The organism is Methylocaldum sp. GT1TLB (assembly GCF_051027445.1).
In the GTDB taxonomy this organism is placed as follows: Bacteria; Pseudomonadota; Gammaproteobacteria; order Methylococcales; family Methylococcaceae; genus Methylocaldum.
In genome coordinates, this window is record NZ_CP194898.1 from 2,860,574 (window position 1) to 2,886,676 (window position 26,103).

General features: G+C 59.2%; 23 protein-coding genes. 10 read left to right on the top strand and 13 right to left on the bottom strand.

All coding sequences use genetic code 11. The annotated features are described in order from the left end of the window. The first annotated feature begins 563 nt into the window (after positions 1-563). From ACR2R1_RS12435 to ACR2R1_RS12450, 4 genes are all read left to right on the top strand, one after another. Positions 564-833 carry a hypothetical protein gene (locus tag ACR2R1_RS12435; RefSeq protein WP_156880796.1) on the top strand — a complete coding sequence of 90 codons (270 nt, stop codon included), beginning with the start codon at positions 564-566 and terminating at the stop codon, positions 831-833. Between the two features lie 108 nt (positions 834-941). Next, positions 942-1,205 (top strand): hypothetical protein, encoded by a 264-nt coding sequence (locus ACR2R1_RS12440; protein WP_434110299.1) that lies wholly within the window; start codon positions 942-944, stop codon positions 1,203-1,205. After that, positions 1,202-2,086 (top strand): ATP-binding cassette domain-containing protein, encoded by an 885-nt coding sequence (locus ACR2R1_RS12445; protein ID WP_347257850.1) that lies wholly within the window; start codon positions 1,202-1,204, stop codon positions 2,084-2,086. The genes ACR2R1_RS12440 and ACR2R1_RS12445 overlap by 4 nt, the downstream gene beginning before the upstream one ends. Further along, a complete protein-coding gene (locus tag ACR2R1_RS12450; protein WP_434110301.1) occupies positions 2,083-3,579 on the top strand; it encodes an ABC transporter permease/substrate-binding protein in 1,497 nt (498 codons plus the stop codon). Before ACR2R1_RS12445 ends, ACR2R1_RS12450 begins: the two co-directional genes overlap by 4 nt. 46 nt (positions 3,580-3,625) lie before the next feature. Here the strand turns inward: ACR2R1_RS12450 and ACR2R1_RS12455 are convergent, their stop codons facing one another. Further along, positions 3,626-4,135 (bottom strand): DUF2380 domain-containing protein, encoded by a 510-nt coding sequence (locus ACR2R1_RS12455; protein WP_133717856.1) that lies wholly within the window; start codon positions 4,133-4,135, stop codon positions 3,626-3,628. Between the two features lie 148 nt (positions 4,136-4,283). Beyond that, the gene (locus ACR2R1_RS12460; RefSeq protein WP_434110303.1) at positions 4,284-4,850 is read right to left on the bottom strand and encodes a DUF3280 domain-containing protein; all 567 of its coding nucleotides are present in this window, start codon (positions 4,848-4,850) and stop codon (positions 4,284-4,286) included. A 191-nt stretch (positions 4,851-5,041) separates the two neighbouring features. Between ACR2R1_RS12460 and ACR2R1_RS12465 the strand changes: the two genes are divergently transcribed. Both ACR2R1_RS12465 and ACR2R1_RS12470 read left to right on the top strand, forming a co-directional pair. After that, positions 5,042-5,719 (top strand): TetR/AcrR family transcriptional regulator, encoded by a 678-nt coding sequence (locus ACR2R1_RS12465; RefSeq protein WP_168175482.1) that lies wholly within the window; start codon positions 5,042-5,044, stop codon positions 5,717-5,719. A gap of 186 nt (positions 5,720-5,905) precedes the next feature. Then, on the top strand, positions 5,906-6,355 hold the full coding sequence (locus ACR2R1_RS12470; RefSeq protein ID WP_077731714.1) for a hypothetical protein: 450 nt from the start codon (positions 5,906-5,908) through the stop codon (positions 6,353-6,355). Positions 6,356-6,599: 244 nt separating this feature from the next. On the opposite strand, the gene ACR2R1_RS12475 is transcribed toward ACR2R1_RS12470, so the two are convergent. Together ACR2R1_RS12475 and ACR2R1_RS12480 are read right to left on the bottom strand one after the other, a co-directional pair. Beyond that, complete coding sequence (locus tag ACR2R1_RS12475; protein WP_240506844.1) at positions 6,600-7,211, bottom strand: hypothetical protein; 612 nt, start codon at positions 7,209-7,211, stop codon at positions 6,600-6,602. Continuing rightward, positions 7,212-8,684, bottom strand: a complete 1,473-nt coding sequence (locus ACR2R1_RS12480; protein WP_240506846.1) for a sensor histidine kinase — start codon at positions 8,682-8,684, stop codon at positions 7,212-7,214. It abuts the gene before it with no gap. 155 nt (positions 8,685-8,839) lie between these two features. Between ACR2R1_RS12480 and ACR2R1_RS12485 the strand changes: the two genes are divergently transcribed. Both ACR2R1_RS12485 and ACR2R1_RS12490 read left to right on the top strand, forming a co-directional pair. Further along, positions 8,840-12,532 (top strand): hypothetical protein, encoded by a 3,693-nt coding sequence (locus ACR2R1_RS12485; protein ID WP_434110306.1) that lies wholly within the window; start codon positions 8,840-8,842, stop codon positions 12,530-12,532. 65 nt (positions 12,533-12,597) lie between these two features. Further along, positions 12,598-13,362 (top strand): trypsin-like peptidase domain-containing protein, encoded by a 765-nt coding sequence (locus ACR2R1_RS12490; protein WP_133717850.1) that lies wholly within the window; start codon positions 12,598-12,600, stop codon positions 13,360-13,362. 46 nt (positions 13,363-13,408) lie between these two features. On the opposite strand, the gene ACR2R1_RS12495 is transcribed toward ACR2R1_RS12490, so the two are convergent. Beyond that, positions 13,409-13,933 (bottom strand): REP-associated tyrosine transposase, encoded by a 525-nt coding sequence (locus ACR2R1_RS12495; protein WP_434110308.1) that lies wholly within the window; start codon positions 13,931-13,933, stop codon positions 13,409-13,411. A 230-nt stretch (positions 13,934-14,163) separates the two neighbouring features. Here ACR2R1_RS12495 and ACR2R1_RS12500 point away from each other — a divergent pair, with 230 nt between their 5' ends. Together ACR2R1_RS12500 and fae are read left to right on the top strand one after the other, a co-directional pair. After that, positions 14,164-15,519, top strand: a complete 1,356-nt coding sequence (locus ACR2R1_RS12500; protein ID WP_434110310.1) for a TolB family protein — start codon at positions 14,164-14,166, stop codon at positions 15,517-15,519. A gap of 267 nt (positions 15,520-15,786) precedes the next feature. Beyond that, a complete protein-coding gene (gene fae / locus ACR2R1_RS12505; protein WP_077731765.1) occupies positions 15,787-16,305 on the top strand; it encodes a formaldehyde-activating enzyme in 519 nt (172 codons plus the stop codon). 378 nt (positions 16,306-16,683) lie between these two features. Here the strand turns inward: fae and ACR2R1_RS12510 are convergent, their stop codons facing one another. The 8 genes from ACR2R1_RS12510 to ACR2R1_RS12545 form a co-directional block, all read right to left on the bottom strand. Then, positions 16,684-17,964, bottom strand: coding sequence for a HEAT repeat domain-containing protein (locus ACR2R1_RS12510; protein ID WP_434110312.1), 1,281 nt, complete (start codon positions 17,962-17,964; stop codon positions 16,684-16,686). A gap of 20 nt (positions 17,965-17,984) precedes the next feature. Beyond that, positions 17,985-18,911, bottom strand: a complete 927-nt coding sequence (locus tag ACR2R1_RS12515; protein ID WP_156880788.1) for a glycosyltransferase — start codon at positions 18,909-18,911, stop codon at positions 17,985-17,987. Positions 18,912-19,023: 112 nt separating this feature from the next. Beyond that, a complete protein-coding gene (locus ACR2R1_RS12520) occupies positions 19,024-20,235 on the bottom strand; it encodes a glycosyltransferase family 4 protein (protein ID WP_434110314.1) in 1,212 nt (403 codons plus the stop codon). Further along, positions 20,228-21,094, bottom strand: coding sequence for a glycosyltransferase family A protein (locus ACR2R1_RS12525; RefSeq protein ID WP_086133646.1), 867 nt, complete (start codon positions 21,092-21,094; stop codon positions 20,228-20,230). The genes ACR2R1_RS12520 and ACR2R1_RS12525 overlap by 8 nt, the downstream gene beginning before the upstream one ends. A gap of 17 nt (positions 21,095-21,111) precedes the next feature. Further along, the gene (locus ACR2R1_RS12530; RefSeq protein WP_347258251.1) at positions 21,112-21,954 is read right to left on the bottom strand and encodes a glycosyltransferase family 2 protein; all 843 of its coding nucleotides are present in this window, start codon (positions 21,952-21,954) and stop codon (positions 21,112-21,114) included. 22 nt (positions 21,955-21,976) lie between these two features. Further along, a complete protein-coding gene (locus tag ACR2R1_RS12535) occupies positions 21,977-22,972 on the bottom strand; it encodes a methyltransferase domain-containing protein (RefSeq protein ID WP_156880787.1) in 996 nt (331 codons plus the stop codon). Between the two features lie 274 nt (positions 22,973-23,246). Then, on the bottom strand, positions 23,247-24,578 hold the full coding sequence (locus ACR2R1_RS12540; RefSeq protein ID WP_434110317.1) for a lipopolysaccharide biosynthesis protein: 1,332 nt from the start codon (positions 24,576-24,578) through the stop codon (positions 23,247-23,249). Then, positions 24,559-25,815, bottom strand: a complete 1,257-nt coding sequence (locus ACR2R1_RS12545) for an O-antigen ligase family protein (protein WP_086133647.1) — start codon at positions 25,813-25,815, stop codon at positions 24,559-24,561. Before ACR2R1_RS12545 ends, ACR2R1_RS12540 begins: the two co-directional genes overlap by 20 nt. Between the last annotated feature and the right edge of the window lie 288 nt (positions 25,816-26,103).

The window sequence follows — 26,103 nt, forward strand, 5'->3', positions numbered from 1 at the left end:
TTAGTCGCGACCCTTCCAATCGCAAACGGGAACTTTGGGAGCACCAAAGTCCCCCTTCCAATCGCAAACGGCGTTTTCGGGAAGGGCGTGGCCGGCGCTCCCGGCCAGGCCGTTTGCAATTGGAAGGGTCATCCCAGCGCTCCTGGGATGACCGTTTGCGATTGGAGCGCCGAAGCCGCCCTTCCCGACGCCATGCTCCGGCCGAGCGTCTTCGTCGGGAAGGGATTGCCGACCTACGACCGTGCATCCCCGTAGATCGGGAATCCCTTCCCGACGCCACGTCCCGGCCGGAGCGTCTTCGTCGGAAGGGTCGCGACTAAAGCGACCGTTTGCGATTGGGAAAGGATTGCCGACCTACAAATGCTTGAATCCATTCACCCGAGCCGAAGGCGCCAACGACTCCTGCCAGGCCTGTTTTGCCGTACGAGCGAGATGAAAACGCTCTAAATGCCTGCGCGCAGATTCGGCACGATTGATCGTTCCATCGAAAAAATTCGGCATCGGGTGAATGGAGAAGTGGAATTGAGTTCGCTATTGCGTCGTCCTGCCTTGCAGAGAGATCCATGAAAAAGAAACAACTTGCACTTTCGGCAATCACGCTCCTGCTTTCCGCATCCGCATTATCCGGCAGCTTTATTTCCATCCGCGATCATCAACATCTCAATATCCCATGTCTTATATTCGGGATTATCGGATTTTCCGGCGGGATTTTAACCGCGGTTCGCCTTTCCATCGGAAGACAGCTCGTAATGGTTTTTATTCATTACAGGTGGTTTTCATTTATGGTGAAAACTTCGTTTTCAAATTGGATCCCGGATTCGCCATACCTTTGAATATGCTGGAAGGTTCCATACAAGATGTCGCAAACCCGAGAGGGCTTGGTATCAATCTATTTGCGATATTACTTTTGGTGCTGAGTTCAAAACGCATTCTCATAGATCATGATTACCCTTGAAAAGCTCGAGATATACCAACGATTCGACGGCGACATCGATGGCTGGATTCGGGGCTCGCGACATCCCGATTCATCCGGCATGACCGATGCCGACTGGTCTTTGATCGATGAGCTGCGAACCGCGCTCCACATGATCGCTTCGGGGGCGGCCTCTCCGCGGTTTGCCGCGGCGACTGAACGGAAACTGCGCTTATCCGTGGCCGATGAACGAACTCGCGAGGCGTTGCGCAAACTCGCAGTGCCAAAATGAGCTACACGACCCGCGAACCGTTTCGAGTCGCGCATCGGAAGCCGGCGACAATCGACCCTGTCCTGTCGCGGAACAAATTTAGAGGGCGGGTCCACGAAATTCAGGCTATTAACCGGTATTATCGCCGCATGCTCAAACTGTCACGGGTCACCAAAAGCTATGACGGCGTTGCCGTGCTTCGCGACATCGATCTCTCGATTCCCGAGGGGCAGGTGGCGGTGATCATCGGCGCGAGCGGCTGCGGCAAATCCACTCTGCTCCGGCTGGCGAACGGCCTGGTCCTCCCGGACCGAGGCACCGTCGAGTTGATGGGCACGCCGGTCACCGCCTCGACGGCTCTGGCACTGCGCCGCCGAATGGGCTATGTCATCCAGGAGGGCGGACTGTTTCCGCACTTGACCGCCCGCGGCAACGTGGCCTTGATGCCGGGCCGGCTCGGCTGGTCATCCGCGCGAACAGAGGCGCGGATGATCGAACTCGCAGAACTGGTCCGCCTGCCTACGGGAGCGCTCGACCGCTACCCGTCCCAACTCTCCGGAGGCGAACGGCAACGAGTGGCCCTGATGCGGGCGCTGATGCTGGACCCCGAGATCCTGCTGCTGGACGAACCGCTCGGCGCACTGGACCCGCTGATCCGCTACGAACTCCAGACCGATCTCAAGACGCTGTTCACCGCTCTCGGGAAAACCGTTCTGATGGTGACGCACGATCTGAGCGAGGCCGGCCATTTTGCCGACGAGATCGTGCTGCTGCGCGAGGGCTCCATCGAACAGCAAGGGCCGATGACGGCTTTGATCGATTCGCCGGCCACCGAGTACGTCGCGCGCTTCGTGCGGGCGCAGCGCAGCCTGGTCGACGGACTTGTGCAACGGGCGACATGATCTACCGGCTGATCCTGCTCTTGAGCTTGTGGATCGGTTACGGCTCGGCTCCTGAAGCCGGGGAGACGACAGGTGTGGCCGTGGGTTCCAAGGAGTTCACGGAATCGGTGATCCTCGGCGAGATCGCCGCCCAGATCCTCGAAAGCGCGAGGATCGACGTGCAACACCGAAAGCAGCTCGGCGGGACCCGGTTCCTTTGGCAGGCTTTGATCGATGGCGAGATCGACCTCTATCCCGAATATACCGGGACTCTGATCGAGGAGGTTCTGGGCGGCCGGCTACAAGGGAAGCGGGACCTGGCGACGCTGCGCAGGGTCCTGGCGGAACAGGGCGTGTCGATGACCGAGCCGCTCGGATTCAACAACACCTATGCCCTCGGGATGATGACCGCTCGCGCGGACCGCTTGGGAATCACCACCATCTCCGAGCTGCGCGACCACCCGGAGCTCAAGTTCGGTTTCAGCAACGAATTCATGGCTAGGGCGGATGGATGGCCCGGGCTCAAACGAGCCTACCGCTTACCCCAGCAAGCGGTCGTGGGTCTGGATCATGGGCTCGCCTATCGCGGCCTTGCCGGCGGCCGCCTGGATGTGACCGACCTCTATACCACCGACGCGGAGATTCAATACTACTCGCTCCGGGTGCTAGAGGATGACCGAGGCTATTTCCCCGACTATCGCGCCGTGTTTCTTTACCGGGCCGACCTCGCCGAACGCCTGCCGGCCGTCCTTCCGGTACTCCGGCAACTGGAAGGCCGGATTTCGGAGAAAGAGATGACCGCCATGAACGCGGCGGCCAAGCTCGGCAAGGTATCGGAGCGCAAGGTGGCCGCCGACTTCCTGCGGAAACGGCTAGCCATCGCGTCCGACGGCGAGGTCGAGGGCTTGGCTGCCAGCCTGTGGCGCCACACGCTCGAACATCTCTCTCTGGTCGCAATCTCGCTGGCCGCCGCCATCCTCGTGGCCATTCCGCTGGGTATTCTGTGCGCGCGTAGACCGCGCCTGGGAAGGCTGGTACTTGGAGCCACCGGGATTCTTCAAACGATACCGTCGCTGGCGCTCCTCGTGTTCATGATCCCGCTGCTCGGAATCGGAGCCTGGCCGGCCATCACCGCTCTGTTCCTGTACAGCCTCCTGCCCATCGTGCGCAATACCTGTACCGGGCTTCAGAACATTCCCGGTCCGCTGCTCGAATCGGCCGATGCGCTCGGCCTCCCCCGCTTCGCCCGGCTACGACTGGTGGAGTTGCCCCTGGCCTTGCGCACCATCATCTCCGGAGTCAGGACGGCTGCCGTGATCAACGTCGGCATGGCGACCCTTGGCGCGCTGATCGGTGCGGGAGGATATGGGCAGCCGATTCTCACGGGCATTCGCCTGGACGATACGGGATTGATCCTCCAAGGGGCTGTCCCTGCGGCCCTGCTTGCGCTATTGATCGAGGGCGTCTTCGAGCTCGCCGAACGCCGGCTGGTACCAAAGGGGTTGCGCGGGTGACCGGAAACCGCCCGGCGTTGCACAACCTTTCGCAGCCCGCCGGGGCTTACGACCCGCTAACCGTCTTGAGTCTCGTATCGATCTGCCGAGCCAGGTTCTCGATGCCCTTGGCGGTGAAGTTCTGCTGTTGGCCCTTGACCTCGACGATGAAGTCGCCGACGACATTGCCGGTCTTGGTATCGATCAAATGCGCCATGAGATAGACGAACAGGAAACTCGGCTTGTGCAACCGTCCGACCACGACGAACTCGCTCCCGCTATTTTTCCCGAGCTCCGCCGCTTCGTCCGAATGATCCCAGAGGTATCCGAACCCCTTGGTGGCGGCGGCTTGAGCGGCCGGGTCGGTCGCATCGATGCGATAGCCCTTGCCACTCAAATGTTCCTCCAGTAACCGTTTCAGCGAGGCCGTTCTTTCCACTTCTTCGGCAACGCCCGGATTCGAGGTGACATCGTTCAACTCGAAATCCAGAACCCCAATACTGGAATTCGCGCGTACCGGAAGGGAAACGAGGATCGCGAGAGTAAGGACTGAAATGATCTTGCTTAAGACAGACATGACTATGCTCCTATCGTAAATCCTGCTCGATGCCGCTGATCGCTGTTCAAACTTCGTGGCCGGGCACATCGATCGCTTTCGTCACATTCAGCTTTTCGAGCATGCTTGCTTTCTCCGGAAGTTGGACCGGAAAGCCCAAGGCGGACAGCTATTGCCTTCTTGGCGGCCTTTCCCGCAGGTCTTGGACGAAATAGGCTATGGCCCGGCGCCAGGATTCGTCCTTGTCACCCCGAAAATCGAAGGCGCGGTTGATCAGGGTTTGCCCCGTGGCGACGTCGCGGATTTGGATGTGCAGGCTGAGGACCAGATTGCTCATTCGGAACACCCATCCGACGAGAACCCGCTCGGCGCCGAGCCGCCGGGCGATGTCCAGCTCGCAGCCGTTGCAGGCATGCAGATAGCGGGCCGACTTCAGCTCGGCGACGAGTTCGGGAGCCGGCCCATGATCCACCACCCGGTACAACCCGCTGCGGCTCAGATCGTCCCGCAAAACCTCGGTCATGACAGCGAGCCGCCTGCTCCACTCGGCCTCCCGCGTGCTGTCGCCGAGATCGCCGGTGAGTTCCAAGTCCAGCACTGCGAGCGTCTTAAGATCAGGACTTTCACCCGTCGACGCCCGCTCGGCCGGAGGACTGTTCTGAGACCAGACGGGGGAATGGACTAGCACCAGAACTGCAAAAATCGAGATCAGCCGAACGAACGGGGAACGATGCATCGGAATCGCCTCATTGAAATCCAGCCTTCTTACCGGGTACGCTGCTTGGGTCACAGCGAGTTCTTCGCCCAAGCTACGGCTCAGATTACAGCATAACAATTGACGTTTCGTCAAAATTTATCCATACCGTCAAAATCATGACGAAATTAACCCGAAAGCAACGTGAAATCATCGCCCGGAAGGAGTTAATTTTGGACATATCGGCGAAGCTGATCGCCGAACAGGGCTTCAGCAACTTCGGGATGGACCGGATAGCGGAGTTGACCGAGTACTCCAAGGGCACCATTTACCAGCACTTCCAGTGCAAGGAGGAGGTGCTGATGCACCTTTGCATACGCGGACTCCGAACCTGGCGCGACTTTTTCGATCGCGCGCTGAAGCTCCGCGGCAACAGCCGCGAACGGCTGCTGGCCATACACCTGGCCCACCACTTCTACGCCAAGCTGTACCCGGTGGAATACGAAAGCATTTACACGGTCAAGTCCGCCGGCGTCCGGGAAAAAATCTCGCCGGAGAGCCACGCGGCTCAAAACGAGCTCATGAAGGACGTGATCGACCGGGTCGTCATCGTCATCGACGAAGCCATCGAAAACGGCGACTTGAAGCTGCCGGGGACCATGGCGCCGCAGGACCTGGTCTACGGTTTCTGGGCATTGCATTACGGCGAACTCATGTTCGAAACCTTCAACTTCCCTTACCGGAACATGGGGATCGGCGACCTGGAGAACAACGTCCGGCTGGTTTTGCGGACCCTGCTGGACGGGCTTCCCTGGGAACCGGTCTCGACCCGGCACGACTACACCGCTTCGGCGGAGCGCATCATGCGCGAAATCTTTCCCGAGGAAGCGGCGGCGATCGCGGCACGCTGAGATCGTTTTATCGTTCTGAAAGAGCAGCGGCTTCGCTAGGTGGCGCTTCGATCGCCGCCTCCGGTGCCTCCACCTCAGCCTGTGCAACCAGCCGACGGAGACGTCCCTATTCGAAATGTCCAGCAAGTTCCGCGTCCGCAGAATTGCTAGAATCCGCCGTTTAACTCCAGGAAAGCATTCATCTGCATGGGAACAGGACTTCGGAAAACGGTCGGGCGTCGCAAACATAGACCTCCGGCCAGCGGCGAAGCACGCCGCCCCTTACACCTTCCCCGCCTCTGGCAAGGCATCGGCTGGCTGATGGTCGCCGTCGTGGTCTGGCTGAGCCTGACGCCGGAACCGCCTCAGCCGCCCACGCCGTTGCTCGCTTGGGACAAGGCGCAACATGCCTTGGCGTATGCCTCGCTGACGTACTGGTTTCGACAGGCCTTCCTGCCCCGTTGGCGCTGGCCGCTGTTTCTCCTTTTCCTGGGGATCGGACTGGAATTTCTTCAAGGACTCAGCAACGTGCGTACATTCGATCCGGTCGACATGGTCGCCAACGGTATCGGCGTTTGCCTCGGCCTGGCGCTCAGCCGCACCCCGCTCGGAAGGCTGCTTGCGAAGATCGATGCGCTTGTCGGCGGCAAAGGCTAGGCCGCTCGGCGGGTTACGGCCTTACAATACTTTCCGGTCCGGTTTAGCGGTCCAAGGGAGAGTAGGTCGGGAATCCTTTCCCGACGCAACCGTCGGAAAAACGGCTTCGTCGGCAAGGGGTTGCCGACCTACTATTAGCCCACATTTCTCGCACGCCTTTGTCGCAAGGGTGTCAAGGCGCTGCACCGGCCAGCAGGGAGCCGGCGAACAGCGCAGTGCCCGAGGGGTACGGCAAAGCCCCTGGCTACTTCCCTCCCCCCTCGCCACCCTCGGTGTCGATCGTCGGCGCGTCCATGCTCTTCTCGATGGCCCTGATGGCTTCCAGTTTCTCCCGAAGAATTTTCGCCTCGTCGGTCGGGGGATTGGTCTTATCGACCGTCTTCGAGTCCGGGGCACAAACCGTCGCCTGTTTGCGGTCCGGTTTTCGTTCCGCGGCTACCGCTTTTCTCGACAGACTCCCGGCCCGCTTCAGAGTCTCCATTTGAATGGCAACCAGGTTCTGTACCCTTCCGTCCGGCATCCGCTCGGGGGGTATGGCCCCCACGGACGCCAAGATCTTGGTCGTGTCGCCGCAGGCTTCGGAAAGCGTTCGCGCAATCAGAAGGTGCAAGCGCACGCCGACGTCCGGATTTTGCCGGTAATGCTTGAGCATCCGCCGGCATTCCTCGGCGCGAGATGCGGCGGTTTTATTGGCGAACGCGGCTCCGAAGCCCAGCAGTTCGTCGATATCCGATCGCGAATAGGCATCGTGGGAAGGTGTGTAATACGAAGCCCGGTAGCGGTCCGGGTAGAATTCCGCGCAGCCGGCCAGCACCGAGAGCCCCATTAAAACTGTACTGCGGACAAGCATGTTCATTCAGGCAGCCTCGACCAGCGGTAATTGAACCCGGATGCGAGCGCCTTGTTTGTCCTGCCGCGGTTCGAGAACCTCGATCTTTCCGCGCTGATTGGCGACGCACTCGCTGGCGATGGCCAATCCCATTCCGGTACCTTCGGTGGCGAGGCTGGACGCGGCCTTGCCCCGGTAAAACGGTTCGAATACATGCTTGCTTTCCTCTTCGTCGATACCGGGCCCGTCGTCTTCGACCTCCAGCTCCATGTTGCCCCCCACGGCGCGGAGAATGATTCGAATTTCGCCGCCTACGGGCGAGTAGCTCACGGCATTGGAAATCAGGTTGTCAATAATGGTTTGTAGCTGGTCCCGATCGCCGGACACCTCGACCGGCTGGACCAATTCCTTGACCGTCAAGGACTTCGCTTGCAGGCGAGGCCGGTGATCCGCGATGACGGACCTTAACAGGTCCTGCATCTTAACGCTTTCGGCGACATTCTGTTCCGGTTCCTCGTGAAGCCGGTTGTAGCGGGTCAGCTCCGCCAACAACTCTTGCAGCTTTTGAATGTTCGTGGTCAGCGTCCGGCCGATTTCGCGCTGTTCAGGACCGGCTTCGTCACTCATCATCTCGAGCTGTTCCGCGCTTTCGACGATCCGGGCCAGCGGCGTCTCGATCTCGATCGACACATTATCCATCAACTGCCGTTTCGACTCTTCGAGCGAGCGCAGGCGCGTCCGCAACAATTCCAATTGATCGCCGAGATACCGAAGATCTTGCGGCCCCGCCACGCTGATAGGCTTTCCGAAATCCCGCGCCGTCAGCCTTCGGATCGCTTCGTCCAACTGCCGGACCGAGCGGCTGAGCAAGGTCAGCAAGAACAGGATGACGGCAACCGAAGTAGGCAAGAGAAATCCTGCCTTGATCACCAGATCCTGCTGAACCGATCTCGACTGTGCGTAGAGCTGTTTCGCCTCCCGGTCGACCTGTTCCGAGATTTCCTGCCACAAAGCATTAGCCGCCGCATGCAAACCTTGAAATGCCTGGTCGTCGGGCAGGGCGACGCGATCGCCGGTGTCGGAGCTGATGATTTGCTCGTAAACCAAGCGCTCTTGCTCCGACAACCGGTTGATCGAAAGCGCGACTTTTTCGTCCACGCCCATTTTCAGCAGTTCGCCCAAGGCCTCCCTCAGGGAGTTCCGAACGGTTTCGTAAGACTGCCGCTCATAGGGCTGGCGCAAGGCCGGATGCGCCAAAATGACGAAGAGCTTGGCTTTTCGCTCGATATCGGAAACCATTTGTAGCGCCGAGCGGGCGGTTTTCACCTGCTCGACGATCTGATAAAAGGTTCTTTGCTCCAGCCGCGCGATGTCGCGCATGGCGAAGGCCGCATACATCACGGCAAACAGCAAGGGAACCAGAACGACCACGAACCCTATGGGGATCAGGTATTTCAGCGAGAATAACTTTTCGAATCTCATCCGCTTCAAATCAATCATTGCCGCATCGTTGGGTTCGCAAACCGACCTCGACGATGCCGTAACACTCTTGTGACCTCCCTTATGATAGGGATTTATCGCCCGGTCGTGTTGAATGGCGTGTTCGCCCCACGAGCGACTTCCTGCGCAGCGGCGTATTCTGCAAGGTGAATCGAATGACAAAGCATTTTTTTTCGAAGGGCGGATTTGCCATTGCGGCGGCAACCTGGCTGACTTTGGCTACCGGCGCCGAACTCTCGGGATTGCCGGTTCCGGGCAGCGCCGAGAATCCTGCTCTGCTGCTCGAACTCGGCAGCCAGCCGCCGTCGGCCGCAGCCCAGGACAATGCGACGCGTATTTATAAGGGCGATGTCAGTGCCCACGAAGGAGACGCCTCGATTCAAACCGGTCCGGATGATATCAGTTCGCTGCATCCGGGATTCGGCTCGTGGAATGTCGCTTTCCGATTCAAACTGGAACCCCGGGCGAACGCGAGCCCCTACACCTTCTGGGCGCGCTGGCGGCAAGGCGGCGAACCGGAGGTTTGCGTGCAGACCTTCGAGATTTGGGCGGGACCCGATGCCTCGAAGCTCGAACAACGCGCGGTCGTGAAGCTGAAACCCAAGGGCTGGGAATACGCCTGGATCGGCGCGGAAACCCCGCTGACGCTCAAGGCCGACGATACCGTAATCGAAATCCGCGACAGCGGAGCCGGCCACGACGCCAAGATTTTCGACGCTTTTCTGCTCGGCGGCCCAGAGTCGCCGACGGCGCTTCCGGAACAAGGCACTAACGAACTTCCGGCGGTTCTTCTGGAATTGGGCAAAACGCCGCTTTGGATGTCGGCGGGCAAAGATCCCGCGATTCGGGTCCATTCCGGAACCGCTGCGGGACTCGAAGGCGCGGGCTCGATCCTGACCGAAAAAGACGAAGTCCAGGTTTTTCATCAGGGCTTCGGCGCCTGGGGCGCGAGCTTTCGGTTCGAGCTCGATCCCGCCGTTCCGCCCGGCCTCTATCGCTTCTTCGCCCGGTACAAGAGCGGTGGCGAAGTGTCGCAGGTCGCCCAGACCTTCACCGTCAAAGCCGGCGCCGATCCGAACGCACTGGCCGCTCGCGGCGAATTCGTAGTGACCAACACCTCGCCCTGGGAATACCAGTGGGTGAAAGGCGCTGCCACCGTGGCCATCTTGCCGGGCGACAAGGTGCTGCAAATAGAAAACGCGGGTAAAGCCGACGGCGCGAAGGTTTTCGATGCCTTTCTCCTCAAGATGGAAACGCCGCTCGGCGACTGGATGAGCGCCTCGGCGGCGGAAGCCCGAAACCGCTTTCTGGCGCGGACGAAGAGTGTGTCCGATCCTAGCGGACAGCTCTACGTGCTCGACGGCAAGGGCGATCATGGCGAAATTTTGTTCCGGGGATTGGCGGCCGATGCCGCACGCCAGCGGGTTCAAAAGCTCCGGGTGAACTATTCGATCGGGCCCGAAGCCGAGGACATGGCACGGCGCCTCAATCTGCCCGCGCTGCCCGCCGCGCTCGTAACCGACAACAACTACACCGTGCTCGGCGCCCTCGCCTCGCCGAAAAACGAAGCGGCCGTGGCGAAATTTCTCGCCGATCCGGAACACGCGGGCACGATGCTCACAATCCCGGCCGTCACATCAGACGCGCCTACCACGCTCCATAACGGCGTGCCCGAAGCCTGGCTGGTGGGCGGATTGCAGGATGGCCTTGCGGGCGTTTCGATTTACGGCCTCGATAGCGAAACCGTGCTGCGTCCGAATCCCGGCCAGCCCTACCTCAGCACCGCCATGATGGGCGGCAAGATAAAGACCTGGCAAAAGGCTCCGGCCGCAGCCAATGGCGTCACCGTCATCGAGCCCGCCACCGATCACTCCTACGGCTGGTCGCGCGGAACCGGCTACGCTCAGCTCTATCTTCACGTCGACCAGCCGACCCAGGCGCTGCTGAAATTGCGCCAGTCCGGGATCAGAACCGCCGGATGGCTGGACGGGCAGCCCCTCTCCTTCGCCGACGATCCGAACCCGCCGGCCGACTTCCCTGCTCCGGGCGAACCCGCCAAGAATGCGCTACAGGGATTCACCACCGAGGGTCTTGCGGTCACTGCCCTGCCGGAACGCGCCGAGCCTTCGCAGGCCGCGCCCTTGGCGCTTGCGCCGGGGTGGCATCGTCTGTTGGTCAAGCTGGCGATGCAGCACGATAAAGGCGAAAGCTTCTTTTTTGCCGCTCGATTTACCGATGAGTCCGGCCGTCCGCTCGATTCGATCAAGACCCAGCTCGCCGATCCCGCGGCCGACCTGGCGCTCGGCGCCGTGGCCGCGAAGCTCAGGCCGCTCGTCTATGCCGACGCTCCGGCCAATCTGCCCCATCCGGGCGATCCGCTCAAGCTGCGCGCCGACATCCGCTGGCATCCGATTCTGGAGGAAACCGATCTGCCCGCTCCCCTGCCCCGCTTCCGCGCCAAGCTGCGCCTCAGGATGACGGATTACCGGGGCAACGAGGTCGCCGTGAAAGAGATCGATGGTCTCTTCCCCGGCGAGGCCACGCTCGATTTTGGAAAAACGCCGGAAGCGGGTTATTACGCCGTCTACCCCTCCCTGCACACGCCCGACGGCAGGCTCATCATGGCCTATCCCGCCGACGGCTTCACCGTGGTTCGCGGAAACGCCGCCCAAAAGGAACGGCTGGACAAGAAAAAGCTCTGGAACAACGACTATTACGCCTTCTTCGACGGCGACAAAGGCTTCCGCCAGGAGGGCGGATACTTCGCCTGGCTGGAGCGCACGGGCATCTACAAGAGCTACGGCTCCTATCCCGGATTCCCGCCGGAGCATCAAACGAAGTGGGAACGCGCCAAGTCGCGCGGACTGGTCTTCTTCGGCGACACCTCGGGCGACAGCCATTGGCTCAACGACAAGCCGGAAGACGGGCGCGCCTTCATCGAAAAGGCCTCGGCCTATACCCGCTTCTTCAAGGCCACCAACGAAATCGACATCCGCCGCGAAGGGGAATGGCAAAAACTGCGCGCCCCCGCCCATTGGGTCGAGCGGGCTAAGTGGGAGTACGAAGCGGTACACGGGGCCCGGAAGGACGGCCATTACGTCGGCGGCAGCCTGGTGCGCCCCGGCGATACGACGGATGACGGAGGCTATGCCGGGGGCTTGAGTTCGGGAAAGTGGTTCGCCGAAGTGCTCAAGCTCGGCCTCGACAAGTACCAGGACGCCTGGGACGTCCACGCCTATCCGCAACGCCCGCCCCGCTTCGGCCATCCTATCGGCAACGGCTCCACCGAAGACGAACGCGGCGTTCTCTCGGCTTACGAAAGTCTCGGACGCAAGAACACCCTGCCGTTCTGGCTGGGCGAAGCCGGCGCCAAGACCGCCCATGGTTTCACCGGCCGCCGCTGGCAGGCGGAACAGGCCGCGAAGATGATCGCCTGGGCCAACAGCCGCAGCGACTACTTGGGGCTGGCCTTCTGCCTCGGCCACGAATACGACTGGGGCTACGGCCGCCTCTGGGACTACTCCATGGGTCACAAACCCGCCGAGGCGGCTCTCTACACCGCCGGCGCCCTGATCGACGGCTTGCCCTACAAGGCCGTGGACACCCAAGACGCCAACATCCAGGCCGCCTATTTCGGCGAAACCTTCATGATCTGGCGGACGGACGAGCAGGCGAGCGATTGGCCGCTAAAGCTCGATCCGGGCAAGGCTTGGGTTGTGGTAGACGTGGTGGGACATGCTGAAAATCTTGCGGTCGATAAGGACGGCAAGGCGGCTGTCAGGGTGTCGGCGAGTCCGTTGTATGTTTTGAGCAAGGGGGATTATGAAAGGTTGATGCGGGGGCGGTAGCTGGTTGATGGGTTTCGCTTCGCTCTACCCATCCTACATGGGCTTAACTTGAAATAAGATGCAGTATGCCTTTCCGTATTTCACAGCCATCGTTTCAGTCGCTGTATATTGAAATGCAGGTACTTGGCAATACCATTGCATCGGGTAGCAGCTTCGTAGTCATAGGTGCTGCTGGAGTGCCATTCCTCATTACGAATCGTCACAACGTCACAGGCCGAAACCAAGATTCCGGAGAACTTCTTTCAACCACAGGTGCTATACCTGATACTCTCGTCATCTCACACAATTCCAAATCCGGCTTGGGCGAATTCGTAAAGGTAAAAGAACCGCTCTACAATGGCGATACTCCGCGTTGGATCGAACATCCAACTCTAGGCGCTAAAGCTGACGTCGTTGCCCTTCCGGTATCCGAATCAGACGGCGTAGCGTTGTATCCGTATAAAACGCGTTATGAGACTCACTTAGATATTGAGCCAGCACAAATGGTCAGTGTTGTAGGTTTTCCCTTTGGCATGCGGACAGGACCTTCATTCGCAGTATGGGCTACGGGCTTTGTCGCATCAGAGCCAGAAATCAATCATAACGGTTTACCGGTCTTTCTAATTGACTGCCGAACTCGGAAAGGCCAATCTGGTTCTCCTGTCATTCTTTATCGGAATGGCGGCGGGATTATTACCCACGAGAACTCTACCAGTGTCATCAGTCCGGTTTGTCAGCTGTTAGGCATCTATAGTGGCCGTATAAATCCAGAGTCCGATCTTGGCATTGTTTGGAAGTCCTACGTAATTGCCGAGCTAATTGATTACGCGAATACAACTTGTAGCCCATAGCCCTCGTAGGATGGGTAGAGCGAAGCGAAACCCATCATCCCAGAGCCTATTCGAAATCCAGATCCCCCATTTCCGGACCCGCCCAATCCTTCGAGTAAATACCCAATCGGACATACCGATGAAATGAAGAATACGGCCAGTTTGACACTGCCTTTACATATCCGTGTTTCACGGGATTATGGTGAATGTAATCGACGTGCCACGCGAAATCTTCTTCGTCGCGGATGACGTGTTCCCAAAATCGGCGTTGCCATACTCCGCGTTCACCCTTACGGGAACGACTTTTGGAAATGCGTTCTCCCTTTTCAATCTCTCTGGAAAGGGCTGATTTAAGTTGCCGCCAGCGTAGGCTGAAATCCTGTTCGCTCTTTGGCAGGGTCCAAATCGTATGGAGGTGGTCCGGCAAAATCACTACCGCGTCGATCGTGAATGGATGCGCTCCTTTGACCACACGAAAAGCTTCGCGCAAGGCACCAATATGGTCCGTCAACAGCTTGCGATGCCGCTCTGCGAGGTTAACCGTAAAGAAATATGTACCTCCCTCGACACGGAAACGGCGATAGTCGGTCATGGTTTACTCGGAGTCTTTAGAATCGTCTATGGTGTATCACAATTCTGGAATGATGGGTTTCGCTACGCTCTACCCATCCTACGCGATCTCGCCGGATGTCCCCGCGTGTCAATGAGAGCGACAACCGCCTTTTGCTTACCCCAGCCCCAAACTTGTCACAAAAATGAGGAACTACCGTAAATAAATTGTTCTCGAATTGAAAGGATTCACCTTTGAGGAAGGAGGGAATCATGAAGGCGTTAAGGAATAACGAGCAGGGAACGGGCAGAGCGAAGAAACATCTCCGTGCAGGCTTGTCGGTCGCCCTGCCGTTGATGGGGATCTGGTCGCAGACGGCGCTCGCCCAATTGACCTGCGGCATCACGCAGCTCACCGACGGGAACACATTCGGAGCCATCATCCAACAAAACAATGCATCCATCAGCGCCGACGGCAGCCGCATCGCCTTTCATCTCGACGCGGACCTGACGGGAGGCAATGCTGACCGCAATTTCGAGCTCTTCCTGTTCGATACGAATACGAACACCATCACCCAGATTACCAATACGACGAGCGGATCAGCGCCGGCCAACCATGCTCCCTCTCTGAACGCGGACGGTACCCGCATCGCCTTCGAGTCGACCGCGGATTTGACCGGGCAGAACCCGGAGCTGAACAGAGAGATCTTTGTGTTCGACGCCACGGCGGGCGCCTTCACGCAGCTCACCGAAAACGCCGGGGTCGGCCAGGCCTACCTGCCATCGATCAACGCCGACGGCACCCGTATCGCCTTCGAATCCAATGCGAATCCAACCGGTCAGAACCCCAACGGCAACTTCGAAATAGACCTGGTCGACACGGCGGCCAATAGCACCACTCAGATCACCAATTCCCCCGCCAGGGCCGGCAGCTTCAATGCGTCGATCAGCGCAAACGGCACCCGCATCGCCTTCGAATCCGATGAGGACCTGACCGGCGGGAATCCCGACTTCAACCGGGAGATATTCCTGTTCGACACAGCGACCAACGCCACGACGCAGCTCACCAACTCCATCGCAAGCGCGGCCGGAATCGGCAACTTCGCTCCATCCATCAATGCCGACGGTACCCGCATTGCCTTTCACTCCAACCAGGACCTGACGGGCGGCAACACCGACGGCAACGACGAGATCTTCCTGTTCGACGCGACCGCAGGCGTACTCACGCAGATCACCTATTCCACCGAGGGCGACCCTCTCCTCGAGAACTACTCCGCATCGATTAGTGGCGACGGCGCCCGTATCGCCTTTGTGTCCGGCCGGGATTTAACCGGGACCAACCCCGACGGCAGTCTCGAAATCGTCTTATTCGATATCACTACCGGCGCCTTTACGCCGGTCACCGATGCCGCGGCGGGCAGCAGTATCAGTCCTTCGATCAGTTTCGACGGGAGACGCATCGCCTTCGTGTCGAGGTCCGACCTGACCGGGGGCAATAGCGACAACTTCGATGAAATATTCCTGGCCGACTGTGTAGAACCCGAGGAAACGCCACTCGATGACGGCCTTACAGACGGCGGAAGCAATGCCGAATCGGTGAGTACGACTTTCTTATCTCGAGGCCGGTGATCATCGGCGGGGATTCCGTCTCCGGGACTACCAAACGTACGCTCACGGGAGACGCGTCGAGGGCATCTTGAGCGATTAAGAACCGCGCAGGATGGGTAGAACACAGCCTTCCCGGCTTGCCGCCATTTCAATAAGAACCTGCAACGATTCCGCCCGACTCGTGATCTAAGGGTGACAAACCGGGTGCAGACGCTTCGGCGACTTTGCGCTCGGAACCGGACGTTTGTTCCGCCGATAAGCGCATTCAAAGGAGGGATTACCATGCAAATGCAAGTGCCGAAAATCGATCGAGTGCTGGTGGGCGAAGCCTTGGTGGGAGAAGGCAAAGAGGTCGCGCATATCGATCTGATAATGGGACCGCGTGGCAGTAATGCGGAGACCGCATTCTGCATCGCTTTGACGAACCAGAAGCGGGGCGACAATGCGCTGCTGGCGCTGGTCGCTCCCAATCTCATGGCAAAACCCCACACGGTGTTGTTCAACAAAGTCGAAATCAAGAACGAGAAGCAGGCGACCCAGATGTTCGGGCCGGCGCAGCGCGGCATTGCCAAGGCCGTGGTGGACAGCGTCAGGGACGGCATCATCCCGATGGATGAAGCCGAGAACACGTTCATCTGTGTCGGCGTCTTCATCCATTGGGAAGCCGACGACGACGACAAGATTCAGGACTGGAATTACGAGGCGACCAAGCTGTCGATCAAGCGCGCCATCGAAGGATCGCCCACGCCGGCCGAAGTCATCGCACAGGAGGAAGTGGCGCATCATCCGCTGGCAGCGCACGATTAAGGAAAGGCAACGGTTAGGGCGCCATTACATAGGATGCGCTGACGAAGGAAGGGTTGCGACTAAAGCGACCGTTTGCGATTGGAAGGGTTGCGACTAAAGCGACCGTTTGCGATTGGAAGGGTTGCGACTAAAGCAACCGTTTGCGATTGGAAGGGCGGCTCCGGTGCTCCCGGAGATGCCGTTTGCGATTGGAAGGGACCGACTAAAGGTCCGTTTGCGATTGGAAGGGCAGCTCTGATGCTCCCAGAGATACCATTTGCGATTGGAAGTGCATCGTTCGCGATTGATGCGCTTCCTTCGTCAGCGCATCCTATAAGTCGTAGGCTCCAGGCCTCGAATGCCGAATGGAAGAAGAAAGGCAGCGTCGGAGCTACGCAATTAGAGGACGGTTTGCTGCTCGCCCCAGCGGGGTCCTTTCCTCTTCTCCGATAAATTCGGGACCGGGCGGCCGTGATCCTCGGACCATCGGCGCCCGGCCGCTTCCAGCATCGGATTTCCGCAGTGGACGAAATCCGCGGCCATCCGCGGATTCCCCAGCAAGCTCAAAGCATCGATAAGCCGGTCCTCGGTTCCGGACTCGCCTTTTTCGATCTGTTCGCCGTAGGTTTCGGCCAGCGAAGCGACACCCTTGATTCTTGCGGAGATCGCATCCGCCGCGCGCGAGTCCTTGGCCTTCCGGAGCGCTGCTGCGGCTCCGTGGCGAATTCGCCAATCCGGATTTTCCAATGCGGCTATCAAGGGGACGGTCGCACCGGGCCCTATCGTCAGCAACGCTTCCCTGACCGCCCGCCGAAACTCGCTGTCGTCGTCCGTAAATCCCGCTATCAGGGAGTCGACAGCCGGCCGGCCGATGTTTGCCAGGGCGTCCGTCACCCCGGACCGGACGCCCGGATCGTTGTTCCGCAGCGCCGCTACCAGAGCCTCCGCTGCGGACGGACCGATCGCCGCCAGCGCTTCCGTAAGCTTTGCCCGGAACCCCACTTCGCTGTCCTTGAGCGCTGCGATCAAGGATTCGACTGCCCGAGCGTCGTTCAAGCGTCCGAGCGCGACCGCGGCATCCCACTGGACCGAGGGTTCGGCGTCTTTCAAGGCTTCCGCCAGCGGTTCCACCGCGCGGGGGTCGCGAAGATTCCCGAGCGATTCCACGGCTTCGCGGCGAACCAGCGCGTCGCTGTCGAACAAGGCGCCGATCAGCGGTTCCACCGCCGAAGGATTTTTAATTTCTCCGAGCGCCTTCGCCGCTCCCCATCGGACCGAAGGCTCGCTGTCCTTGAGAGCATTGACGAGAAGCTCGACGGCCGCCTCGTCCATCTCTCCCAGCGCCACGGCAACCGCCCATCGAACCGCCGAGTCGTCGTCCCTCAAGCTGCCGATCAGCGGCTCGACCGCCCTCGGATCTTTGAGCTCGCCCAATGCCTCCGCGGCTTTCCGCCGAACCTCCGGGTTATCGTCGCGCAAGGCGGCGACGACCGAATCGAAGACCCGCGGATCGCCCGTTTCGCCCAGCTTCTCTACGGCCTCGCGGCGGACGACCGAATTGTCCTTTTTGGCGGCATCGATCAAAGCGCCCACGGGATGGGAATCCTCCGCCGCCATCCCGGCGGAAACGAGCCCCCAGAAGAGCAACGTCAGCCGAACTATTCCTTGTGCCGCGCTCATGTCTCCACCGGAAAACGGAGTTATGGCAAAGCCCGACGCCAGTAGGCTCGGTGCAGGCTGAGACGCCGGTTGAGAAACAAGGGCAGCTTCCGGTGCAAGGAACTTCCCATTTTGAAGCCCAGCCACTTGAGGCCGGTCCGCAGCAGGGCGGACGGAATCAGCCAAGGCGCGTTTTTCACGAGATAGCGAAGTTCCGACAGGACGTAGCGCCGACCTTCGCCGGCCGCTTTTCCGAAGGTTTGCTGCAACCAAGGGGTGCGGGCGTGAAACACGCCGATATCGAAATAGCGCTTGAATTCGTCCGCGTAAGAATAGTCGTGCGAATGGTGGACTTGGGCATCCGCGCGGTAGGCGATTTTCCAGCCCGACAGCAGCATTTTTCCGGCGACGAAGGTGTCTTCGTTCATGACGGTGTCGGTGGGAAACCCGCCCACCGCGAATAGAGCACTGCGCCGGTAAGCGGCAAACGAATTGGATATGAACGCGGTCTTGATGCCGAGCCGGCGGCGATCATCGAAGCTTCGCACCTGGCTCTGCGGTGGGTAATTGAAAAGACGAGCATGGGCGCCGATCGGCCTGGCGTCCCGATGAGGAAGCTGCCGTCCGTATGCAGCCCCGACCCGCTCGTCCGCAAACGCTTCCAGAAGGCGCTCGATGGCATCGGGGCCGGCGAGCAAGGCATCCTGGGTCAGGAAGACGATGATCTCGGCTTCCGGCAAAAGGCCGATCCCGAACTGGCGGGTTCCGCCATGGTTGAAATCCGCCTTGGCGATGACATGCACGGCGAAACCGTGGGAACGCGCCAGGACAGCCGTGTCGTCGCTGGACGAAGAGTCTATGACCAGGCGGCAATCCGGCTTTCGGGTTTGTCGATCGAACGCGGCGAGCCAGGTTTTCCAGAGGCCGCCTGCATTCAGGGTTGGAACAATCAGGCCGATCTTGGTCATGCGAAAACTCCGAGTAATGCGAGTGAATACGGTCTTGTGCCGGGGAAACGGCCGGGTACGGGATGCCTGTCCTGAGCTCGTCGAAGGGTCTATCCTGAGCTTGTCGAAGAGCTTATTCCGGCCTGCAAAGGGCTATTTCCTGAGACGAAGCGGTCGTATTGGAGCCCTTCAGCACCCGCCAGACCTGCTCGCCAAGCCTTACCGGATCGAGATGCGTCTCGACGTACCGTCTAGCGTTTTCCGACATCCGTTCCCAGTCCGTTCGGCTCAACGACTGCGCCCGGCGCAGGATTTCGCATGCCGAATCTTCGCTGCGGTCGAAGATGAAGCCGGCGGCCATGGCTTCGACATGATCCCAAGCCAAGCCTCTGGCGACCAGGACCGGCCGTCCAGCGGCCATGGCTTCGGCCACCACGTTGCCGAAGTTCTCGCGCATGCCGCCGGTTTCCTCGAGGCCGGACGGAAGCGCGAGATAATGGCTGTCCGCCAGCAGCGCCGCGACCTCGGCCTGTCCGAGATAACCTCGATAACGGATGGCCCCGCCGGCCTGCTCGACCAGAGCCTGAAATTCCTTGAAATAAGCCCCGTCCACGCTGCGTCCGGCGACCACCAGGCGGTCGGCTTCGCGCCGGGTCCTGAGCCAGGCTCGGATGAACGCGTTGATGCCTTTTTCCTGCTGAATGTGGCCGAGAAAACAGATCTGTATGCCTTCTCCCTCGGGATAATCCGCAACCGTCACGCCCCGGCTGTCGATGCCGTTCGGAACCAGCAGGATGCGGGCATCCTCGCCGAGGACATTCCTGACCCCTTCCGCTTCGGTCTCGCTGGTGCAATGAATGGCGATCGCTCGCCGTAACGTGGGAAACGTGAGCCATCTATAGAACAGCCACTTGTGCGGTTTCCGCCGGCGGATCAGGGCGACGTGCTCGGGCATCAGACCGCCGTGCACCGCAACCATGAAACGGCGTCTAAGCAGCACGCAGAAGATGGCCGCAAGCGTGGACGGCCAGGTGGCGATGCCATGGATATAGACGACCGGCGCCTTGACGCACAATCCGAACAGCTTGGGGATGGCCCCGAGCCCGAACCCCCAGCGCTTGAACCCATAAGACCGGTACAGACCGACCTCCACCGTATCGCCCAATCGCACGTCCGACGGTTCCAGCCGGCGGTCGATCGATTCGCTGGAGGATACCAGCGAAATCTTGAGCCCCGACTCCGCCCATGCCTTGGTCAAGACCGCGGCCGTTACCGATACGCCGCCATAACCTTTGGCGGGAGGAATGTGCGTCGAAACGACCCCTACATCCATCACATTATCCATGGCCGTATCTCCCATATGCGCAAAAGCCCCGCCATACGCCGATCAAATTGTTATAGGAATAAACGAACCTTTTCCGATTCATCAATACCGCGGCCACCATCATTTTTATCACGGGTGCGACAAACATTTTTCTCGCAATGTAATACAGCATCGACAAATCATATTCGTTCGTGAACTTCCGGATATAGGCGCCGACCCCTGCGGAATACAAAAGCATCCTGTCCGTGCCGACTTTATAATTGTCCTTATCGGCATGATATATCTTTATGTCCGGGTCATAAAAAGCCTTGTTTCCGGCGCGCAGCAACCGGTAAAGCAACTCGAATCCTTCGGCGCCCGGATATTTGCCCCCTATTCCGAACTCGTGATCCAGATAAAACTCGCTCCGATCCATCCTTTTCAGGTTGAAAAAGTGGGTAAACTCGACGCCCATCATATAGAACTGGGAGAAATATCTGGGCCATTTCGAATTGACGCCTATACTGAACCGGGTTTCCGAAAAATCGTAAGAACCGGCCGATAAAATGGCGATGTTCGGTTTATCCCGGAATTCCTCGACCACTTTTTTCAGAACGTCTTTTTCGTAAACGCAATCGTCGTCGGGAAATGCGATGATATCCCCTTGCGCAAAGCGGATGCCGTAATCTCTGGCTCTCGAATTTCCCTTGAAGTCCACTTTTATGTGATTTACCGGAAAGCGGGTCTTGCAGGATGCGATGACGGAATCTATTTTTCCGTCTCTGTTTTGGTCGATGACAATCAGCTCGAAATCTCGATAAGTCTGATTCTGCAATGAATTCAAGAAATAAATCAGTTCTATATCCCTTCCAAGCGTCGCTAGAATAAGTGAGCACTTCATAGCAAATACCTCCTCCTTTATTCAAGGATGACTTTCGAGCAAGGCGTCACGCCCTCCGAAGAAACCGGTTTCCGATTGGCGTCCGCCTTTGCTTGCAGGTATATGGTGGCCTCATACCAGGTGAACATCAGAGCGAACTCCAGCCCTGCGGCGCCGTCCAAAAAACCCCGCCGCAGTACGAAGTGATACAGAAATCTGGCGAATATCCTGAATACCGAGCGCCCGAGCCAAACGCTCAAGCGGCCGCGCGCCGTCATCACGGCTCCCGCGGTGGGATGCAGCCTCACTTCCTGCGCCGCTTTGCCGACATGCTTGTGCATCCATTCGATGATTTCGCCGTGATAGAAATAATGGTCGTAAGGAATGGGCGAATACGAAATACGGCAAGTATCGAGCACGGCCTCGCCATGACCGGTATGATTGGTAACGAATTTTGCGGTATCCCTGCGCACCAGTCTCGGATGATAAATCGGGTAACCCGGAGCGTAATCGAGCCGTTTCCCGCGCAGATAAAGAATCGACGGCGCCATCACGACATCGATCGAATCCGAGGCGGCGATCTGCGATTCGAACCAGTTATAGAATCTAACCGGATAAATCTCGTCCGCGTCGACGAATAAAACCCAGCGGCTTCGGATATTGCAGCGCTGCAGCGCGAAGTTGCGCTGCTCCGCGAAGCCCGGCCAGGGATTTTCGTAAACCGTGCAGCCGCGCTCTTTCGCGATCGAAATCGTCCGGTCGGTACTCCCGGAGTCCACGATCACGACGGGGTATCGGTTGGGTATCCCGTCCAGGCAACGGGGGAGATTGTCTTCCTCGTTCTTGGTCAAAATCACGATGGTCAGCATACGATTATTCATTTCATCTCTTCCGTTGAACCAGCTACGATTTGACGGCGTATACGCTGATATACGTGCCCATTCCCAGCGAATTGACAACTTGCGAAAACGGCTTTTGCAGGTTTATCACCAGGGATTCCAGAAAAGACGACAACATCTGTCCGGCTTTGATGCGTTTTGCCAGTGCCTTCGGTTGAATTCTGGTTGTCTGTTCCATTTTCACCACCTTAAGTCCGTTATGTTCGAGCAGTAATCTCAAACCTTTTTCCGTAAAGTAATTGACATGTTCCGGCACCCATAAACAGGCATTATCCTGAGTACCGAGCAGTTTCACGTTAAACGATTCGAAATTGGGCACGGCACAAGCCAGAACGCCGCCCGGTGCCAATAGTCCGGATACTTTCCTGATCGCCTGTTCCGGTCCCAAAAGGTGCTCCAGCACCTGCGACATCATGACTACCCCATAAGGTTCTGAATCCTGAAAGGAGTCGAACATGAGAGGTATCGGCTCGTCCCCGTTGAGCTCCTTGAAAACGGCATTTTCATATCTGCCGGGATTGATGCTGACGGTGCGATAACCTTCTCTTCTGAGGGCCTGCGTGTAGAATCCGAAACCCGAACCGATATCCAGCGCTCGTTTGTTTCCCGAACCGTTATACCGATCCGCATCGCGCGCCATGCGTGCGGCGTCGACCGTGATGTTGGGGAATTTCGCTTCGCGCGCGAGGATGTCCGCGACCGTCACCGGTTCGGTAAGCGCTTGGCCCGAGTATTGGTAAATGGTTTTCAGCCAATCCGCATGAGGCGGCCGATTCAGAAAACCGGTACCGCAATCGGAGCAGCGCCAGATATGAAAGGTCTCGACGCTGCTGTCCAGGGTGTACTGGTAACGCTTCCTTCGCCAAAAGCGTAGATTCTCGCTGCCGCAGGCAACGCATTCCCGCAGAATGTCTCCGTATATGGCGGAACCCGTCGATGCCAGCACCGCATCGCTCTCGTCCCAGGCGATATCAGAGAAAAAATACAGAGGTACGGGCATTTACCTAACTCCTATGGAATACGAGGTTGTGAAGAAACCTACTGCGCGGCCCGCCTCCACTCCTGCGATGCTCAACGTACTCCAATGTACGCCTGCGCTTGTCATGCCGCACGTTCCCTGTGCGGCACCCTCCGGGGGCGGCACTGCCGTGCAAATCGGCTGTCGTGCCGATTTGTCGGCGCGGAGGCGGGCCGCTCGCTACGGTTTTTCACAACTTCTGGGTTGAAATCAATTTCGAAAGGCGAATCTTCCAGATTCGGATCATCCGCTCCGTTCAACAACTTGTAGCCTCGGGCTCCGGATACAAGCCCTCCCGCCGAGCCGCGCCCATCATCCGCCAAGGCCTCGCCAGCATGGCCATGACGAAGGCCTCGATGCCGAAATAAACGGGAGCGGCCATGGCCGCGCCAATCAGGCCGTATTTCTGAATCATTAAGGGTATGGCGACGGCGGCGGCGATGGCCCCGCACAAACGGCCGACCAGCAAGGGCCGCGTCCGCTTGACCGCCAGCAGAGGTTGCGAGGCCACCATACCCAAGGCTTGCAGCGCGCAACCGGCCCCGATGATGGGCATCAGTACGGCCGCGGAGTGATAGCTCCCCGCCAGCAGCAAGCCGGCCACCCAGTCTTTCAGCACCACCAGGGCCACGACGCCCGCTATGCCCATGGCGGCGACGCAACCCAGCCAAATCCAGAAGATCTTGAACGCCTGCTCTTTCCGGCCCGCCGAGAAATGCTGAAAGTACACCGGCTGAAAAGTGCGCAACAGCACGATGGCGCTACGGTTGAACGCCTCGTTGGTCAGGGTGTATGCGGCCGCGTAGATGCCGACATCCGCCGCCGTCATCAAATAGCCGACGATATACCGGTCGCCCAGGCCGCTGAACCAGGACAAGAGTTCCATCGGAATCAGCGGCACCGCATAAGCCCTGACGTCCCGTTTTAGGTTCCGCAGAACTGCCGGACGATGCCGGATCCTTTTGCTCCGTTTGGGCCTGTGAACGAACGACCAGACCGTATTCGCGGCGATGCTGGCAAAGGCGTAACCCAGAAGCACCCAGGCGGCGTTCGGCCCCCAGTACCACACCAGCAGAATGGCGAACAGCGGCCGCAGAATGCCGTCGCTGGTCTGCCAAAGGCTGGCTTCGCGCTGCCGGCGTTCGCCGATCAACAATTGGAATCCTATTTCCCGGCGCACGGTAGCTAAAAAAAGCAGGGCAGCGACCCCGAACAACCAGGGATCCAACCCGGTCATCTGGCTGTACGCCGCCCCTCCGAACGCCAGAAAAAACACGGCGACTGTGCTTGAACGCGCGGCCAGACCGCGGACGACCCGGTGCAACGCCGACCGCTTGCCCGGTTCCAGACACTCCGGCAGCAGACGCATTCCCGCACAGATAAACGGATAGGCAAAAATGCCGACGCCGAGCGCCACGATGCCGGTCAGCAAGGCGACCTGGCCGTAAACCTCGGGCGAAACCAATTCGGTGATGATCCGGGTGCCCAAAAGAAGCACCACGCCCGACCCAACCTGGCCGAGCAATGCCCAAGATGCGTCTCCGAAGATTCGCCGTCCCGACGAGGGTTTAACGGATTTGTTCGCCATAGCCGCGGTAACTCGCCGCCGTCGCTCGCGACGGCTGTAAATTCGGCGCACGCGCGGTCCCCACGACCGCGCCCCACAGGAACATCAGCATCGCATTCTGGGGAAAATACTCCCAAAGATTGAACGGCAGACCCGCCACGACGATAAAGGTCATCGCCAATCCCTTTTGCGGATAACCGGACATTTTGGCGGACATCCAGACGAACACCAGATAAGCCAAGAGGCCGATCAAGCCGTACCCGTTGAGCAGAAAAAGATACAGGCTGTCAGAATCGAACTGCCCCGGAAAATGTTCGGCGCCGAACAAAACGTTGATGGTGTTGGAACCTAGCCCGAGCCCCCAGCCGAACAGAAGATCCGGCATGTCATTGATATTGTTGCTCAGCATTCTTTGCCACAGCGCGATGCGGCCGTCCTGCGTGGGATCGGCATCGTCCCGGCCGCTCAGCAGCGGACTCGAAGCCAACAGCAGTGCACCAACCGCGAGCGCCGGCGCGGGCAGAACCAGGGCCCAGCGGTCGCGGGGACGGACCTTCGAAAAGAACTGAAAGAAAAGAACCAGGAAGGAACTGAGCAGCGCCGTCCGAGAGCCGCTCAGCAAGGCCAGGAAGGTGGTCGCGTACATCCATTTCCGGACGTTTGGGGCTTCGGCCAGCGCAAAGAAAAGTGTGCAGGTCGACATCGCCGCGCCGAACAGATTGGGACTGACGAAAGTGCCGAACGGACGGCCGCCGCCCAGAATCGACACGCCGACCAGAGGCGGCGCCCACAGCGCCTGGGCAATGGCCAACACGCCTTGCAGGACGATGTAATAACGAAGGTAAGACGTGAACTTCAGAATAACCGTCTCGGCCGCGCCCAGCCGCGCCGTCATGAAGCCGATCAGCGCCAGCGGCAGGTATTCGAACACGCGAAGCCCCGACATCGGCACCACCAGCGGCAAATCCAGAAACAGCGCGTAGGCGACCTCGAACAGCGCATAGCTCGCGACCACCGCGAGAAAAGCGAACATCGAACCGGTCGCCGCGCCGTTCCAGAACCGCCGTTCCAGCGCCGCATAGCCGACCACGACCACCAGCATCACTTCGCGCAAGATGCGCAACCCGAAATCCTGCTCTCCGTAAACCTCCTTGACCCCGTTCCACGCCGATTCGACCTGAGGCAGCGAGGCAAGAGCCGACACGCTCACCAGAGCGATCAGAAGTACGGGTAGGTCTTTTTCGAGTCGGATTTTCATCGTTTATAAAGTTTCTTGGCTGTTTGCAGTGCCAACCAAAGCTCTCTTTAATGGTGCCGCTAATGCGGCGGGTTATTTGGATGCGGGTCTCACCCCGCCGGCGAGATACTTTTCTTTGTGCGGCCAAAGAAAAGTACCCAAAAGAAAGGCCGCCCGAATGGCGCCCCTAATCCTGCGCTTCTCGCCTCGGACCGGGGGCGACCGAAGGGCCATCCCTGTCCCTCGGTCGCCGCGCGCGATCCCTCGCGCGCCCCTTCAGGCTGTTCCGGTCCGAGGCTCCGATGCTCG

Excerpts from the sequence above, each read along its gene's own strand:
- ACR2R1_RS12435 (WP_156880796.1), top strand. The coding sequence starts at position 564 with ATGAAAAAGAAACAACTTGCACTTTCGGCAATCACGCTCCTGCTTTCC.
- ACR2R1_RS12440 (WP_434110299.1), top strand. The coding sequence starts at position 942 with ATGATTACCCTTGAAAAGCTCGAGATATACCAACGATTCGACGGCGAC.
- ACR2R1_RS12445 (WP_347257850.1), top strand. The coding sequence starts at position 1,202 with ATGAGCTACACGACCCGCGAACCGTTTCGAGTCGCGCATCGGAAGCCG.
- ACR2R1_RS12450 (WP_434110301.1), top strand. The coding sequence starts at position 2,083 with ATGATCTACCGGCTGATCCTGCTCTTGAGCTTGTGGATCGGTTACGGC.
- ACR2R1_RS12455 (WP_133717856.1), bottom strand. The coding sequence starts at position 4,135 with ATGTCTGTCTTAAGCAAGATCATTTCAGTCCTTACTCTCGCGATCCTC.
- ACR2R1_RS12460 (WP_434110303.1), bottom strand. The coding sequence starts at position 4,850 with ATGCATCGTTCCCCGTTCGTTCGGCTGATCTCGATTTTTGCAGTTCTG.
- ACR2R1_RS12470 (WP_077731714.1), top strand. The coding sequence starts at position 5,906 with ATGGGAACAGGACTTCGGAAAACGGTCGGGCGTCGCAAACATAGACCT.
- ACR2R1_RS12475 (WP_240506844.1), bottom strand. The coding sequence starts at position 7,211 with ATGAACATGCTTGTCCGCAGTACAGTTTTAATGGGGCTCTCGGTGCTG.
- ACR2R1_RS12480 (WP_240506846.1), bottom strand. The coding sequence starts at position 8,684 with ATGATTGATTTGAAGCGGATGAGATTCGAAAAGTTATTCTCGCTGAAA.
- ACR2R1_RS12485 (WP_434110306.1), top strand. The coding sequence starts at position 8,840 with ATGACAAAGCATTTTTTTTCGAAGGGCGGATTTGCCATTGCGGCGGCA.
- ACR2R1_RS12490 (WP_133717850.1), top strand. The coding sequence starts at position 12,598 with ATGCCTTTCCGTATTTCACAGCCATCGTTTCAGTCGCTGTATATTGAA.
- ACR2R1_RS12495 (WP_434110308.1), bottom strand. The coding sequence starts at position 13,933 with ATGACCGACTATCGCCGTTTCCGTGTCGAGGGAGGTACATATTTCTTT.
- ACR2R1_RS12500 (WP_434110310.1), top strand. The coding sequence starts at position 14,164 with ATGAAGGCGTTAAGGAATAACGAGCAGGGAACGGGCAGAGCGAAGAAA.
- fae (WP_077731765.1), top strand. The coding sequence starts at position 15,787 with ATGCAAGTGCCGAAAATCGATCGAGTGCTGGTGGGCGAAGCCTTGGTG.
- ACR2R1_RS12510 (WP_434110312.1), bottom strand. The coding sequence starts at position 17,964 with ATGAGCGCGGCACAAGGAATAGTTCGGCTGACGTTGCTCTTCTGGGGG.
- ACR2R1_RS12515 (WP_156880788.1), bottom strand. The coding sequence starts at position 18,911 with ATGACCAAGATCGGCCTGATTGTTCCAACCCTGAATGCAGGCGGCCTC.
- ACR2R1_RS12520 (WP_434110314.1), bottom strand. The coding sequence starts at position 20,235 with ATGGATAATGTGATGGATGTAGGGGTCGTTTCGACGCACATTCCTCCC.
- ACR2R1_RS12525 (WP_086133646.1), bottom strand. The coding sequence starts at position 21,094 with ATGAAGTGCTCACTTATTCTAGCGACGCTTGGAAGGGATATAGAACTG.
- ACR2R1_RS12530 (WP_347258251.1), bottom strand. The coding sequence starts at position 21,954 with ATGAATAATCGTATGCTGACCATCGTGATTTTGACCAAGAACGAGGAA.
- ACR2R1_RS12535 (WP_156880787.1), bottom strand. The coding sequence starts at position 22,972 with ATGCCCGTACCTCTGTATTTTTTCTCTGATATCGCCTGGGACGAGAGC.
- ACR2R1_RS12540 (WP_434110317.1), bottom strand. The coding sequence starts at position 24,578 with ATGGCGAACAAATCCGTTAAACCCTCGTCGGGACGGCGAATCTTCGGA.
- ACR2R1_RS12545 (WP_086133647.1), bottom strand. The coding sequence starts at position 25,815 with ATGAAAATCCGACTCGAAAAAGACCTACCCGTACTTCTGATCGCTCTG.